Below are 14,109 nucleotides of genomic sequence, written 5' to 3' on the forward strand. Positions count from 1 at the left end.
GCCGGATCGCGGCGCGCACTGTTGGAAGTACAGAACCGTCTCAGCGTGATCAGTCGCGCGCGGCATCCAGCCACTGCACTCGGCCGTCCGCAGCGCCGCGTTGCGCAAGGTCCACCAGCTGCATCAGCTGCACCGCATCGCTGCTGCTGACCGGCGCCGGGCCGGTGCCTGCCAGTGCGTCGCGAAAGGCGGCGTAGCACTGCCGGTAGTCGCCCGGCAGGTTATCGGGCTGATGGGTGTGGACGCGGCCTTCGTCATCGACGCGGGTGAGCGTGCCTGGTAAGGGGTCCACGCCCCAACCGACCGTGCCGGGCCGACGGCCCGCGCGCAGCTGGTCTTCTTGCGTATCCAGGCCGTGCTTGAGGTAACTGCCACGCGTGCCGTGCACGGCGAAGCGCAGGCTCCCATCGGCCACCAGCGACCCGGCGTGCAGAATCACGCGCAGCCGGGGGTAGTGCAGGGTGACATGGAAATAATCGACGCTGCGTGCCTGGTCGCGCTGACGTTGCAGATCCGCGCCAATGCCCTGCGGCATACCGAACAACTGCATCGCCTGATCGAGCAGATGCGGGCCCAGGTCGTACCACAGTCCGGCACCGGGGCTATCGCTCTCGCGCCAACGGTCGCGTACCTGCGGGCGATAGCGGTCGAAGTGCGAATGAAATTCCACCACCTCGCCCAGCTGGCCTTCTTCGATCAGCCGGCGCACGGTGAGAAAGTCCGCATCCCAGCGGCGATTCTGGAACACGCTGATGATGCGTCCCGCGGCGTTGGCGGCATCGACCATCTGTTGCGCCTGCGTCGCATCCAGCGCGAACGGCTTGTCCACCAGCACATGCTTGCCGGCGGCCAAGGCCTCCAGCGCGAAGGGCGCATGGGTGTGGTTCGGGGTAGCCAGCACCACGGCATCCAGTGCGGGATCGGCCAGCGCACTGTCGAGGTCGGCCACCACGGTGACGCCGGGGAAATCGGCCTGTGGCTGTTGCGGCTTGGACGACACCACGCTGTGCAGCTGCAGGCCGGGGGTGCTTGCGATCAGCGGTGCATGAAAGGTGCGGCCGACATAGCCATAGCCGACGACGGCCAGATTGAACAGTTTAGGCATTGAAAACGGTTCATCGCAACGACGGAGGGAGCCGGCATGGTATTGCACCTGCCCGTGTGCGCAGGGTTCACAACCTCTGCATGCAACGGTCACGTCTGCTCGACGAGCGCCACCGCAAGCTGCGCCCACATTCAACAGGAGGTGCTTGGTATGAAGAACATGACGCATGCACGCAAGTTGCTGGCTCTGTCGCTGTCGCTCGGTCTGACCCTCGGCGCGTCGCAGGCATTTGCGGCACCGCAGGAACATGCCGACCACAAGGATCATGCTGCCGGCATGAACGAGTCCAAGAAGCCGGTCACCGACACCTGGATCACCACCAAGGTCAAGGCCGACCTGCTGGCCACCGACAACGTCTCCGGTACCGACGTGAAGGTCGAGACCAAGAACGGCATCGTGACCCTGACCGGTGCGGTCGCCACCCAGGCCGAGCATGACAAGGCCGTTGCCGTTGCCAAGGGCATCGAGGGCGTCAAGAGCGTCAAGTCGACCGGCCTGAAGGTCACCGCTGCGAAGAAGTAAGCGCAGCTGCTGCGAATGCCGGGCCGCCGAGGCGAGGCGGCGACCCGAGCACCAGGCGCACTCCACGGAGTGCGCCTTTTTCGTTCTGAAGAACCGTCCAGTCTGCCGATAGTCGGCAACGCGCTCGCGCCGTTTTCACGCATGCTATACGTATGCTATGCCCATTCAGCTATGTCACAGACGGACATGATTTCTCTGAATCATTAATCTGGCAAGCTGCGTGATCGGAGACAATGCCGATCAGTCTTAGGCCCCCTGCAGCGAGCGAATTCGGTCCAGCAATGCAAACAACGGTCCAAGCAGACAAATGGGATCGCTGGCGCCTGCCTCTATTGGCGGTTGCCGTGTTCCTGATTGTGGTGGTGCCCTCGTTGTTGCTGCAGCAGATGGCCCGCAACGCCAACCAGGCCGCGACCTGGGTCTCGCATAGCCAGCAAGTGCTGGAAAACGCGCAACGCTTGGAAGCGGCGATGCGCAACGCCGAATCGGCAGCGCTGATGCGCTCGCACGGGGTCGAGCGCCCGGCGCTGCTGGAACGGATGCGGCGTGGGCGTAGCGAGGCCCAGGCCGCGGTGCAGCGGCTGATTTTTCTGACCAAAGACAACCCCGCCCAGCAAGTACGCATGGGGCGCATCCAAAGCACCATCGAACGGCGTCTGCTATTGGCCGAGCGCATTGCGGTGACTACCGCGCCGGAGCAAATCCGCGCGCTGATCAACGACATGACCCTGAACAACCCGATCCGTGTGCTGATCGATGACCTGCAAAGCGCCGAGGGACGCTTACTTGACCTGCGCAATGCGCGCGCCGAAACCGAGCGCATGCATTACGCGGTGTTGAGCTGGGCGGCGCTGGCGGTGCAGTTGCTGTTGCTGGGCACGGTGACCTGGCTGCTGCAGCGGCAGATCCGCCGCCGGTTGGCGGCCGAGCAGGAATACCTGCGCGCCAATGGCCGCGCCAGCTCGGTGCTGCAAACCGTGCGCGAGCCGATCGTGCTGCTGGATGCCAGCCAGCGCATCGTGTTGCATAACCCTGCCTTCGCCGACCTGTATGGCCTGGAAGAGCGCGGCAACGAATTGATGGCGCTGGAAGATGTGGGCGGGGGCGTCTGGCGCGATGCGCAGATCCACCAGCGTCTGGCGGACGTGTTGTTGCGTGGACGCGAGTTGTGGGATTACGAACACGAGCAGCGCGCCGCCGACGGCGTGCTGCGCACCATGTTGATCAATGCACGCCGCATGCCGCTGCCCGACACCGCCGACGAAGACGTGGTGCTGATGACGGTGAGCGACATCAGCCTGCAGAAGACCGCGCAGTTGCGCATCCATGAGCTCAACCGGCAGATGGAGGGCAAAGTGGAGCAGGTCTCGGAAGTCAACCGCGAGTTGGAAGCCTTCAGCTATTCGGTCTCGCACGATCTGCGCGCACCGTTGCGGCATGTGGCCGGATTCTCCGACAAGCTGGCGCGTCATCTGGGCGATACGGCCGACGAGAAGTCGCGCCATTACATGGAAGTGATCAGCAGCTCGGCGCGGCGCATGGCCTCGCTGATCGACGATCTGCTGGTGTATTCGCGCCTGGGCCGCGGTGCGCTGCGCCTGCAAGCGGTGGACATGCAATCGCTGGTGGCCGAAACGCGTGCGATTCTGGATTCCAACGTGCAGAGCGAGAACACCGGCCACCGGGTGGAATGGCATATCGCACCACTGCCGGTGCTGGTTGCCGACGAAAACATGATGCGCCAGCTGTGGATGAACCTGCTTGGCAATGCAGTCAAGTACAGCGCCAAGCGTGAGGTGGCCAAAATCGAGGTCAGCTACACGCCGATGTCCGACGGCGGCCACCAGTTCAGCGTGCGCGACAATGGTGCCGGTTTCGATATGGAATACAGCGGAAAATTGTTCGGCGTGTTCCAACGTTTGCATAAGGCCAGCGAATACGCTGGGACCGGCATCGGCCTGGCCAGCGTGCGGCGGGTGTTGACCCGTCACGGCGGCCGGATATGGGCCGAAGGCGCCGTCGACGAAGGCGCCACGTTTTATTTCGTGTTACCTCCTGCGCTTGAAGCGCCCAACCAAGAGTTCACTGCATGACCGCCATCCGTACCATTCTTCTGGCAGAAGACAGCCCGGCCGATGCGGAGATGGCGGTCGACGCCTTGCGCGAAGCCCGCCTTGCCAATCCCATCGTGCACGTCGAAGACGGCGTGGAAGCCATGGACTACCTGCTGCGCCGTGGCATGTTCGCCGACCGCGAGGAAGGCCTGCCGGCCGTGCTGCTGCTGGACATCAAGATGCCGCGCCTGGACGGGCTGGAAGTGCTCAAGCAGGTGCGCAGCGACGAGACGCTCAAGCGCCTGCCGGTAGTGATCCTGTCGTCCTCGCGCGAAGAAAGCGATCTGGCCCGCAGCTGGGACCTGGGCGTGAATGCCTATGTGGTCAAGCCGGTGGATGTGGATCAGTTCTTCAACGCGGTCAAGACGCTCGGCACGTTCTGGGCGGTCATCAACCAGGCACCGGAGTTGGACTGAACCATGCCGCATGAGGGGGGCAACCTGGAGCAGCTGAAGATCCTTCTGGTGGAAGATTCACCGGAAGACGCCGAGCTGTTGTCCGATCAGTTGCTCGAGGCCGGGCTGGATGCGGCATTCGAGCGCGTGGACAGCGAGCCGTCGCTGCGCGCCGCGCTGGACGACTTCCAGCCGGACATCGTGCTGTCGGACCTGAGCATGCCGGGCTTTTCCGGACACCAGGCGCTGCGCCTGGTGCGCCAGAACGGTGCCACACCCTTCATCTTCGTCTCCGGCACCATGGGTGAGGAGACCGCGGTCAAGGCGCTGCAGGATGGCGCCAACGACTACATCATCAAGCACAACCCGACGCGCTTGCCGAGCGCGGTGATCCGCGCGATCCGCGAGGCGCGTGCGGATCTGGAACGCCAGCGCGTGGAAAGCGAGCTGATGCGCGCGCAACGTCTGGAAAGCCTGGCGATGCTCGCGGCCGGTTTGAGTCACGACCTGCGCAATATCCTGCAACCGTTGTTGATCGTGCCCGACCTGCTGGCCGGGCGCACCGACGACCCGCAGCTGCGTCAGCTGGCCAACGTGGTGGCCGAATGCGGCCGGCGCGGGCATGAGATGGCCGAGTCGATGCTCTCGTTCGTGCGCGGTTCCAACAAGCCGCGCGAGCAGGTCTCCATCGCCAATCTGTTCCAGGCCGTGCAGATGCTGCTCAAGAGCAGCCTGCCCGATGGGGTACGCCTGCAGATGGACACCATCGCCGCGGATCTGACCATCGAGGCCAACTACACCGAATTGCAGCAATGCCTGCTCAACCTTGGCTTGAACGCGATCCAGGCGATGCCCGAGGGCGGCAGACTGATCCTGGCAGCCGATCGCTACGATGCCTCGCGCGTGCGCATGAGCGTGGCCGACACCGGCGTGGGCATGAGCGATGAAACCCGCGCGCGCCTGTTCAGCCCTTTCTTCACCACCAAGGCCGATGGCACCGGGTTGGGACTGATTTCGTGCAAGCGCATCATCGAAAGCTATGGCGGCAGCATCGTGGTCGATAGCCGGCTGGGCGAAGGGACGCGCTTTGACATGATCGTGCCGATGCGTGCGGTGTCGACGGCGGTGACGGAAGCCGAACTGCCGCTGCCGCTTGGCCATGGGCAGCGCATTTTGCTGGTGGATGGCGAGGCCACGCGCCTATCGCTGCTGGGCAATGCGCTCTCCAGCCAGGGCTATCAGCCGCAGCTGGCCAGCGATGGCGCCGCGGCGCTGCAACTGGTGCAGCAGCACGCGATGCCGGATCTGGTGATCATCGACAGCGACATCATCCTGCTCTCGGCAGTGAGCGTGCTGTTGAGCATGCAGGAGCTGGGGTACCAGGGCCCGGCGATCGTGCTGGAAGATGTCGGTGCGCCGCTGCAGCGTGCGCATTTCCCGTCGGATCTGCCGGTGCATGTGCTGCGCAAGCCGCTGGAAATGCGCCGGGTGTTCCGCGCCGTTTCGCATGCGCTGGAAGTGGCCTGAGATCACGTTTGCGCGCAGCCGGCGCATGCGTCGACGGTGCAACGCGATTGCAACAGTTGACGTCCACGCCGGCCGCATGCGCGAATAACGTATGACCACCGTGCTTCTCAGCCTCGGCAGCAACGTCCAGCCGACCCACTACCTGCGCTTGGCTGTCGCCGCCCTGCGCGCGCGCTTCGGCCAGGTTGTCGTGTCACCCGCGTACCGCACGCCCGCGGTGGGCTTCGATGGGCCGGACTTCGTCAACAATGCGGCGGTATTGCAGACCGATCTGGATCTGGACGCGCTGGATCACTGGCTGCATGCGCTGGAAGATGCGCATGGGCGCGATCGCAGCGGCCCGCGTTTCAGCGACCGCACCCTGGATCTGGACGTGGTGTTCTTCGGCGACCGTATCGTCGAAGGCCCCGGGCATCTGCGCATCCCGCGGCCCGAACTCAAACATGCATTCGTGCTCAAGCCGCTGGCCGACATCGCGCCGGACTTCATCGACCCGCTGAGCGGGCAGACATTGGCAACCCTGTGGCAGGCGCATCCGCAGTACGGCAGCGCGTTTGCCACGGTGGAGCTGGATGCGGCTGCGCCGGAGTTGAGCGTCACGCAATAGCGCTGTTCTGGCAGCGCGGTTGAACGCGGCCGAGCAAACATGCACCTAGCGCGACGGCGTGCGGACTGTCTGGCAGTGCCGCACGCGCCGAGGCGGCAGCCGGGCTCACGTGCATGACAGGGATATCGTTGCCACGCAGCGAAAGCGCGCAGGCCCCGGACGCATCGTTCAACTGAGCTGGCGGCCGCCATCGACGTGCAGGGTATGCCCGGTGACGAAGCTGGCGTCGTCCAGCAACCAGCGCACCGCTTCGGCGATTTCCTCCGGCGTGCCGATGCGCGCCAGCGGCGTGCGCGCGAGCAGCGCATGCTTGGCGTCGGCGGATTTGCCTTCTTCCGGCCACAGGATGGCGCCAGGTGCGACCGCGTTGACACGCACGTGCGGCGCCAGTTCCAGCGCCAGCGAACGGGTCAGCATTTCCAGCGCGCTCTTGGAGGCGCCGTATAGCGGGTGGTTGCGCATCGGCTGCTGCGCGTGCAGATCGGTGAGGTTGACGATGGCCCCGCGCCGCTGGCGCAACTGTGCGGCGGCGGCTTGCGCGATGAAGAACGGCGCGCGTGCATTGACCGCAAACAAGTCGTCCCACTGCGCCGCAGTGGCCTCACCGATGGCGGTGGGGTAGAACGCCGAGGCGTTGTTGACCACGCCATCCAGACGACCGAAGGCGGCAAGGCAGCCGGCCACCAATTGCGCAGGTGCATCGGGCAGCCGCAGATCGGCGTGCAAGGCGTGCGCGCTGCCGGCACGCTGCGCGCACAGTTCGGCCACGCGTGCGTCCAGCACCTCGGCGGAGCGGTGTGCATGCAGCGCAACGCAGTAGCCGGCAGCGTGCAGCGTGGTGGCGATCTGCGCGCCGATGCGGCGGGCTGCACCGGTGATCAACACCACCTTGGAACTGTCTGTCATGGCGTACTCGCTCGGCGTTGCGGAGGGCTCGGCTATCCTGTGCATTGTCCCCGCAACCGGTGCCCGCATGCACGCCGACCTTCCCACACCCGATCCGGACGCGCTGGCCCACAGCGACCGGCTGGCTGCGCATGTGCGCGCCGAGATCCAGGCCGCCGGCGGTGCGATTCCGTTCTCGCGCTTCATGGAGCTGGCGCTGTATGCGCCGGGCCTGGGCTATTACAGCGCCGGCGCCAGCAAGTTCGGCGAGGCCGGCGATTTCGTCACCGCCCCGGAATTGGGGCCGTTGTTTGCGGCCACCGTTTCCGGCGCGTTGGCGCCGGTATTGCAGCAGCTCGGGCCGCAGGCGCGGGTGCTGGAAGTGGGCGGCGGCAGCGGTGCGTTTGCCGAAGTCACGCTCAAGCGGCTGCTGGAACTGGACGCGCTGCCCGAGCGCTACGCGATCCTGGAGCCCAGCGCCGACCTGCGCGAACGTCAGCGCGAGCGGCTGGGGCGCAGTCTGATCCCGCCGGTATTCGATCTGGTGGAATGGCTGGATGCGCCGTTTCCGGACGATTGGGATGGCGTGCTGTTCGCCAACGAAGTCATCGACGCATTGCCCACGCCGCGCTTCGCACTGCGCGATGGGCAGGTGTATGAAGAAACCGTGGTGCTGGATGACCAGCAGCACTTCGCGCGCGGCGAGCAACCGGCCGATGCGTTGCTGAGTGCGGCCGTGCGTCACCTGGAGCGCTATCTGGAGCAGCCGTTCGCCGATGGCTATCGCTCCGAGTTGCTGCCGCAGTTGCCGTACTGGATCCAGGCGGTAGCCGGCGGCTTGAAGCGTGGCGCGATGTTGTTCGTCGACTACGGTTACCCGCGCGGCGAGTTCTATCGTGCGCAGCGCCAGGACGGCACCTTGCGTGCGTTTTACCGGCACCGCATGCATGAAGATCTCTACCGTTGGCCGGGTTTGCAGGATCTGACCGCATCGGTGGACTTCACCGCGTTGGCCGAGGCAGGCACCGGCGCAGGTTTCGAGCTGGCCGGCTATTGCACGCAAGCGAGCTTCCTGCTCGGCAATGGGCTGGACGCATTGTTGGCGCAGGCCGATACGCGCACCGATGAAGTGGGGCGCATGCGTCTACGCGAACAGATCAAGCGGCTGACCCTGCCCAGCGAGATGGGCGAGCGCTTCCAGGTGATGGGCTTCTCGCGCGATGTCGATTTTGCCCCTGCATTCCTGTCCGGCGATCTGACATGGCGGTTGTGAGTTCGGCACTCCGGCCGTTTCACCGGCCGCGGTTGTGGGTGGGCTTGTGGATCGCTGCGATTGTTGTGGTCATTGCCGTGTGCCTGGGGCCGCCGCCGGAGTTTCCGGAGCTGCCGTCCAACAGCGACAAGGCCGAGCACTTCATCACGTTCGCGTTGTTGTGCTGGGGAGCGGTGCAATTGTTTGCGACCCGGCGCGCACTGGTGTTTGCCGCCTTCGGGCTGGTGCTGCTGGGCATCGGCATCGAAATCGCGCAAGGCGCGCTGACCACCAATCGCAGCGCCGACCCATACGATGCATTGGCCGATACCTTGGGCATTCTCGCCGGGCTCTGTCTGGCATGGACGCCATTGCGATATGTGATGTTGCGGATCGATCAGCGCCTGTTTGGACGGCGGCGACGGTGATTGAACGATGCCACGGCAGGCCAGGCGCCTGCCCACGGCCGTAAACGGACCCCGGCGCCGACGCGGCCCTGGTCAACCTGGCAGCATATTGCCGCACCGGTATAAAGCATCGCGCTCAAGGGCCGCTTGCGCCAGGCAGCATGCCGAGGCCGCGGCGGGGCGCCAGTTACCGGCTTGGCGATGACGGTTTGTGCAGCCGCTACGCTGCGGACCAGCGATTCGCACCTCGCCACCGCTGCCGTTACAGCTTCATTCTCAGCCCGAGATACAGCTGCCGTCCGGCCGCTGGCGAGAACATGGGCTGCGCCTGTGCCCAGAAGAAGCTGTCGTACCACACGTAGGCATACTCGCGACCGGTGGCATTGCGGACCTGCACGTCCACGCTCCAGTTCGGGTTGATCGTATAGCGCACCGTGAGGTCGAGCGTCGCAAAGCCGCCGTACTTGCCTGCCACGTTGCGCTCCTCGAGGTAGTAGTCGCCCTGGGCGCGTCCCTGCAGACCCAGTTGCAACGCCTCGGTCGCGCGGTAGTCCACGCCGATGTTGCTGATGTAGCGGGGCGTGGCGATGACTTCATTGCCTTGCAGCGAAAGCGCGGCGGCACGGTCGTCGCGCGTGATCCTGGCTTCCTGGTAGGCATGCGATGCCCAGAGCGTCCATCGATCGCCCAGCTGTGCGCTGATCTGCGCATCCACGCCGCGGCGACGCGTCTTGCCCAAGGTGACGGTGGTGCCGGTGGCCGGCATGTTCGACACCTCGTTTTCCGCATCCTGTTGCCAGACGGCGATGCGCGCCTGGCTGCCTGCAAATGGGCTGAACTTCATGCCAAGCTCGACGCCGGTGTTGGTGGAAGGGCGGATGCCGGCTTGCCCCGGGGTGAGATAGGCCGGGGCGGTGGAGCCGGTCAACACCTGGAAGGTACGGCCCCAGTTGGCATACACGTTGGTGGTGGGGGTCAGGGCGTAGATCACGCTGAGTTTGGGCTGCCCGATGCTGCCGTAACGCTGCAGCGGTGCGCGCACCGCGCCCGGCAGCAGTGTGTCGCCGTCGAAGCGGTCCACGCGATAGGCCGGCACCAGCTTCAGTGCCTCGACCGGCTGATAGATGGCCTGCACGTAGGCGCCCCAATTGTCGAACGTATAGCGGTCGTCGTTCTGGATGCGCGCTGGCGCTGCGGTGAAGTCGGTGGGCTCGGCATAGTTGAAGCGCTCGCGTCGGTACGCATTGTCTTGATGTTCGTAGTTGATGCCGCCTTCCAGGGTCAGCAAGTCGTTGGCGCGCCAGGTCAGGGTGTTGAGCATGCCTACCTGCGTTTCGTCCCAGCGCCGACGCTGACGCGGCGCATTGCCGATGGGCAGGTCGCTGAAGGTCACCCGGCGGTCGTCCTCGTAGCGGTTGTAGTAAAGCTTGCTGCCCAGGAACAGGGCGTCGGTCAGTTTCAGGTCCAGGTGCACGCCGGCCTGCTGCATGTCGCGGTCGTCGCCATCATTGCGGTTGCGGCGGTCCGAGCTGCGACGGTCGGTCTGCAGCTCTGCTGCGGTCATGAAGCCCGGCTCGTCGGCCTGGTTGCGGTACGCGCGTGCCGTCAGGCCGATGCGCATGCCGTCGTCGAGATTGCCGTAGAACCACTTGCCGCCCAACACATACTTGCTGGAACGATCGTGCGCACGATAGCCATCCGATGCCTGTGCGCCGATGAAGTAGTTCTGCGCGAATCCGTCGTGCTCGCGCCCTATCGCGATCTGCGCATCGCGGCTGGCGTAACTGCCGTAGGCAACGCGGGCATCGGTGTAGCTGCCGCCCTGGCGGGTGCCGAAGTTGATGTTGCCGCCGATGTTGTGCAGCCCATAGCGCGGATCGTTGGTGCCGCGCACTACCTCGATGTAGCTGATTTCCAGCGGAAACAGCATGTCGATGAAACGCTGGTTGCCGCTGTTGACGTTGCTGGGAATGCCGTCGATCAGGGTCTTGATTGCATTGAGATAGCCCTCGCCGTTGAAGGCGCGGAAGCTGACTTTGCCCGATTCGGCGCCCTGACGGGTTTCGGTCAACTGCATGCCGGGCATCTGCCCGAGCAATTCCCAGCTGTAGGACACGTTCTTGTCCTCGATCTGGTCGGCGCCCAGGACATCTACCGACGTCAGCACCTGATGCGCACTGAGCTGGCCTTCGTGATGCTGATGGACGTCGACCTTGCCGAGCGTCAGTGCCGAATCGGAGGACTGCGCGCGTGCGTCGGCAGCAAAGAGCAGAGCGGCGACAGTCGCCACGAGGGGACGGATCTTCATGAAGCGGGCAACACCTGCGGGCCAGTGGAAGTATGTGTCAGAAATGACATGTTATAACATACTTTGACAAATTCAATTTGTGTCGTGCTTTATGGCGGCTTGGGAAGCGGTCAGTAGGCAGCTCGTGGCGCAATGCGTGGCGGGCGGCTTGCATGTTGGCGATGCGCTCGCAGCGTGGATAACGGCCAACGGCCAACGGCCAACAGCCAACAGCCAACGGCCAACAGCCAACAGCCAACAGCCAACAGCCAACAGCCAACGGCCAACAGCCAACAGCCAACAGCCAACAGCCAACGGCCAACGGCCAACGGCCAACAGCCAACAGCCAACAGCCAACAGCCAACAGCGCAGCAGGCGCCGCGTCGTTCCTCGCTGGCGGTGGACGTGGCCGATCCCGCCGGCGCGTTGTTGCCGTGCTTATGTGGGCATGCGCACTGCGCGTTCGCGTAACCACTTTGTGGCCACCCACTTTTCGCCGGCCAATACCGGCGCGCCGGCATGCAGGCTGCGCGTCATCGGATGCGGGCGGTCGTAGCTGAAAAACACTGCATTGCCCTTGACCGCAGCGACATCCAGATGCGCGTCAGGAAAACGCGTCGCGCCGCCGCGTTCTGGCGTATTGAGGTACATCACCAGCGAGGCGACGCGTTGCCCGCCGGCCTGCAACAATATCGGGGTGCCGGCTGCGTCCGGGTCGAAGTAATCGTAGTGCGGCCGGTATTCGGCACCGGTCGCGTAGCGCAGTACCTGCAACCCTTCGCCGTGATCGACTGGCCAGTCGAACAGGCGCGCGATGCGCGCTTCGATACGTTGGCACAGCGCATCCTGGCCCACGCGCAGGCACATGCTGTCGCTGGTGCGTGCTGCATGCACCATGTGCTCTCCGTTCGCATTGTCCACGGTGCGCGAACGCGCCAGGCGCGGACGGGCCAAGGCGATCAATGCATCGCATTCACCGTCGGAAAGAAAACCGCCGAGTACCACCACGCGCGGCAGCAACAGGCTGACCAAGACGCGTACCTCGCGGTCGCCCAATGCAAGCAGCGATGCATCGGTGTCCTGTTGCAACGCGGGCACGCGCACCGGCATCGGCAAGCCGTTTGCTTGCGCGTGTTGTTGGATGTGGGCACGGACCAGTGCCTCGACCGCATCGATGGCGTCCTGCTCGTTCCAGCCCTGATCCAGGAGCGGCTGTAGCGCTTGCTCGGGCGGATGGCCGGCCACGGCTTGCGCCACGATCCAGTCGGCCAGCGGGGTCGGGATATCTGTGTGTGTCATCGCTCTACAGTGTATGTCGACGTGTGGCATTCGTATGTCAATTGTGTCGCGGTAAGACAAATGAAACAGATGCCCTCTATAAAAGTGACGGGGATCTTGAACGTGCTCGCCACTGCAGTGCGCGGAACGCCACCAATTCTTGACGACTCCTCTTCATACCGGACCCGTTGACCTGGAGATCAGCCGCATGGCCTTTCGCAACAGCAGCAAGACACTTCTCATGACGTTTGGTACCGCACTGGCGCTGTCGGCCTGTGGTGGCGGAGCCGACCGTGTCGCCTCGCCAGGGGAAGGCGCATTCCCGCCGGCACCGGCCCCCACACCGACGCCGGCGCCCACGCCCGCGCCGACGCCGGCACCCGCACCGAGCGGCCCGGCCGCCGATTGCCCGAGCGGTTTTTCCAACGTCGGCACCATCGCCAACAACACGCTACGCGCCTGCCAGTTGCCGGAAACCATCAACGGCAACCTGGTGGTGCCGGCGCGCGCGGGCACCGTGTATTCGATCAGCGGTCGCGTCAATGTCGGCACCGACCGCGGCGGCAACGCCACCGCACCGGCCGCCGGCAGTACGCAGGGTGTCTTGACCATCGAGCCGGGCGTGACCCTGTTCGGGTCGGCCGGGAGCGACTACATCGTGATCAATCGCGGTTCGCAGATCTTCGCCGAAGGCAGCGCGACTGCGCCGATCGTCTTCACCGCGCGTCAGGCGCTGGAGAGCACGGTCAGTGCAAATACCATTGGCCTGTGGGGCGGCATCGTGGTGCTGGGGCGCGCGGCGATCAACAACTGCCCGGGCACCACCGTGTCCGGTACGCCGGAATGCCAGGCGCAGGTGGAAGGTACCAACGCGTTCTATGGCGGCAACAACGCCACCGACAACAGCGGTTCGATGCGCTACCTGCGCGTGATGTATTCGGGCTTCGAAATTTCGCCCAACAACGAATTGCAGGGCATCACGCTGGCTGGTGTGGGTAGCGGTACCAAGCTGGATTATGTGCAGATCCACAACAGCTCCGACGACGGCATCGAATGGTTCGGCGGTACGGTCAACGGTAGCCATCTGGTCATCACCGGTGCCGACGACGATTCGCTGGATACCGATGCTGGCTGGAACGGTGCACTGCAGTTCGGCATCGTGGTGCAGCGTGCCGGTGGCGGCGATCGCATGAACGAGTGGAGCAGCCTGCGTCGCCAGCCGTATTCGCGCCCGAAGGTGGCCAATTTCACCTACGTGGGCAATGCGCGCGCCGGTGCGGCGATCATGCTCAACCAGGGCACGCAGGCCGCGTTCTACAACTCGGTGGTGACCCGTCCTGCCGGCGGCACCGGCGATGGCCTGGTGTGCTTCAACCTGGCCGATACCGACACGCTCGGTACCTTCAACTCGGTGTTCTTCGCCTGCCCGACGGCCTTCGGCAGCGACGCGCGTGCCGCCAGCCAGTTTGCGGCCGGTACCAACAATGTCGCCAATGGCGTGTCCACCTTGCAGAACACCTTCGTCAATGGCGCCAATGGAAACGCAGTGCCGGCGTTTCAGGGCTTGAACGGGGTGAGCAGCTTCTTCCAGCAGGTGAACTACATCGGTGGCGTGCGCGATGCCAACGACACCTGGTGGCAGGGCTGGACCTGCGGACTGACCGCCGACCGTCCCTGCTGAGGCATGGCATCGCACGGCGGCCATCGGTCGCCGTGCGATGCGTCCAGCT

At 64.7% G+C, this 14,109-nt stretch carries 12 protein-coding genes; 8 read left to right on the forward strand and 4 right to left on the reverse strand.

Annotated elements, in window-relative coordinates; all coding sequences use genetic code 11:
* Nucleotides 1-49 precede the first annotated feature (49 nt).
* The gene (locus AMD14_RS04010; protein WP_011050476.1) at nucleotides 50-1,105 is read right to left on the reverse strand and encodes an oxidoreductase; all 1,056 of its coding nucleotides are present in this window, start codon (nucleotides 1,103-1,105) and stop codon (nucleotides 50-52) included.
* Nucleotides 1,106-1,255: 150 nt separating this feature from the next.
* Here AMD14_RS04010 and AMD14_RS04015 point away from each other — a divergent pair, with 150 nt between their 5' ends.
* The 5 genes from AMD14_RS04015 to folK all read left to right on the forward strand — a co-directional run bounded on the left by AMD14_RS04015 (nucleotide 1,256) and on the right by folK (nucleotide 6,270).
* The gene (locus tag AMD14_RS04015) at nucleotides 1,256-1,627 is read left to right on the forward strand and encodes a BON domain-containing protein (RefSeq protein ID WP_008572114.1); all 372 of its coding nucleotides are present in this window, start codon (nucleotides 1,256-1,258) and stop codon (nucleotides 1,625-1,627) included.
* A 281-nt stretch (nucleotides 1,628-1,908) separates the two neighbouring features.
* Nucleotides 1,909-3,720: a sensor histidine kinase gene (locus tag AMD14_RS04020; RefSeq protein WP_005911134.1), complete on the forward strand. Its 1,812-nt coding sequence runs from the start codon at nucleotides 1,909-1,911 to the stop codon at nucleotides 3,718-3,720.
* Nucleotides 3,717-4,157 (forward strand): response regulator, encoded by a 441-nt coding sequence (locus AMD14_RS04025; RefSeq protein ID WP_003482689.1) that lies wholly within the window; start codon nucleotides 3,717-3,719, stop codon nucleotides 4,155-4,157. The genes AMD14_RS04020 and AMD14_RS04025 overlap by 4 nt, the downstream gene beginning before the upstream one ends.
* A 3-nt stretch (nucleotides 4,158-4,160) precedes the next feature.
* Complete coding sequence (locus tag AMD14_RS04030; protein ID WP_003482683.1) at nucleotides 4,161-5,663, forward strand: response regulator; 1,503 nt, start codon at nucleotides 4,161-4,163, stop codon at nucleotides 5,661-5,663.
* A gap of 91 nt (nucleotides 5,664-5,754) precedes the next feature.
* On the forward strand, nucleotides 5,755-6,270 hold the full coding sequence (gene folK, locus AMD14_RS04035; protein WP_003482682.1) for a 2-amino-4-hydroxy-6-hydroxymethyldihydropteridine diphosphokinase: 516 nt from the start codon (nucleotides 5,755-5,757) through the stop codon (nucleotides 6,268-6,270).
* Nucleotides 6,271-6,438: 168 nt separating this feature from the next.
* Here folK and AMD14_RS04040 read toward each other — a convergent pair whose 3' ends face one another.
* Nucleotides 6,439-7,176, reverse strand: a complete 738-nt coding sequence (locus AMD14_RS04040) for a pteridine reductase (RefSeq protein ID WP_011050478.1) — start codon at nucleotides 7,174-7,176, stop codon at nucleotides 6,439-6,441.
* Between AMD14_RS04040 and AMD14_RS04045 the strand changes: the two genes are divergently transcribed.
* Both AMD14_RS04045 and AMD14_RS04050 read left to right on the forward strand, forming a co-directional pair.
* A complete protein-coding gene (locus tag AMD14_RS04045) occupies nucleotides 7,175-8,428 on the forward strand; it encodes a class I SAM-dependent methyltransferase (RefSeq protein ID WP_015472594.1) in 1,254 nt (417 codons plus the stop codon). The genes AMD14_RS04040 and AMD14_RS04045 overlap by 2 nt on opposite strands.
* Nucleotides 8,416-8,835 carry a VanZ family protein gene (locus AMD14_RS04050; protein ID WP_005911118.1) on the forward strand — a complete coding sequence of 140 codons (420 nt, stop codon included), beginning with the start codon at nucleotides 8,416-8,418 and terminating at the stop codon, nucleotides 8,833-8,835. Before AMD14_RS04045 ends, AMD14_RS04050 begins: the two co-directional genes overlap by 13 nt.
* Nucleotides 8,836-9,076: 241 nt before the next feature.
* Here AMD14_RS04050 and AMD14_RS04055 read toward each other — a convergent pair whose 3' ends face one another.
* On the reverse strand, nucleotides 9,077-11,122 hold the full coding sequence (locus AMD14_RS04055; RefSeq protein WP_011050479.1) for a TonB-dependent receptor: 2,046 nt from the start codon (nucleotides 11,120-11,122) through the stop codon (nucleotides 9,077-9,079).
* 417 nt (nucleotides 11,123-11,539) lie between these two features.
* Nucleotides 11,540-12,400, reverse strand: coding sequence for a 2OG-Fe(II) oxygenase (locus AMD14_RS04060; RefSeq protein ID WP_003482675.1), 861 nt, complete (start codon nucleotides 12,398-12,400; stop codon nucleotides 11,540-11,542).
* A gap of 187 nt (nucleotides 12,401-12,587) precedes the next feature.
* Here AMD14_RS04060 and AMD14_RS04065 point away from each other — a divergent pair, with 187 nt between their 5' ends.
* Nucleotides 12,588-14,060: a beta-helix domain-containing protein gene (locus AMD14_RS04065; RefSeq protein ID WP_045714546.1), complete on the forward strand. Its 1,473-nt coding sequence runs from the start codon at nucleotides 12,588-12,590 to the stop codon at nucleotides 14,058-14,060.
* Nucleotides 14,061-14,109 lie beyond the last annotated feature (49 nt).

It is taken from the genome of Xanthomonas citri pv. citri (genome assembly GCF_000961215.1).
GTDB lineage: Bacteria > Pseudomonadota > Gammaproteobacteria > Xanthomonadales > Xanthomonadaceae > Xanthomonas > Xanthomonas cissicola.

Bases quoted from the DNA above. Each gene is read 5' to 3' on its own strand.
- AMD14_RS04045 (WP_015472594.1), top strand. From the start codon at position 7,175: ATGGCGTACTCGCTCGGCGTTGCGGAGGGCTCGGCTATCCTGTGCATT.
- folK (WP_003482682.1), top strand. From the start codon at position 5,755: ATGACCACCGTGCTTCTCAGCCTCGGCAGCAACGTCCAGCCGACCCAC.
- AMD14_RS04055 (WP_011050479.1), bottom strand. From the start codon at position 11,122: ATGAAGATCCGTCCCCTCGTGGCGACTGTCGCCGCTCTGCTCTTTGCT.
- AMD14_RS04060 (WP_003482675.1), bottom strand. From the start codon at position 12,400: ATGACACACACAGATATCCCGACCCCGCTGGCCGACTGGATCGTGGCG.
- AMD14_RS04065 (WP_045714546.1), top strand. From the start codon at position 12,588: ATGGCCTTTCGCAACAGCAGCAAGACACTTCTCATGACGTTTGGTACC.
- AMD14_RS04030 (WP_003482683.1), top strand. From the start codon at position 4,161: ATGCCGCATGAGGGGGGCAACCTGGAGCAGCTGAAGATCCTTCTGGTG.
- AMD14_RS04020 (WP_005911134.1), top strand. From the start codon at position 1,909: ATGCAAACAACGGTCCAAGCAGACAAATGGGATCGCTGGCGCCTGCCT.
- AMD14_RS04025 (WP_003482689.1), top strand. From the start codon at position 3,717: ATGACCGCCATCCGTACCATTCTTCTGGCAGAAGACAGCCCGGCCGAT.
- AMD14_RS04040 (WP_011050478.1), bottom strand. From the start codon at position 7,176: ATGACAGACAGTTCCAAGGTGGTGTTGATCACCGGTGCAGCCCGCCGC.
- AMD14_RS04050 (WP_005911118.1), top strand. From the start codon at position 8,416: ATGGCGGTTGTGAGTTCGGCACTCCGGCCGTTTCACCGGCCGCGGTTG.
- AMD14_RS04015 (WP_008572114.1), top strand. From the start codon at position 1,256: ATGAAGAACATGACGCATGCACGCAAGTTGCTGGCTCTGTCGCTGTCG.
- AMD14_RS04010 (WP_011050476.1), bottom strand. From the start codon at position 1,105: ATGCCTAAACTGTTCAATCTGGCCGTCGTCGGCTATGGCTATGTCGGC.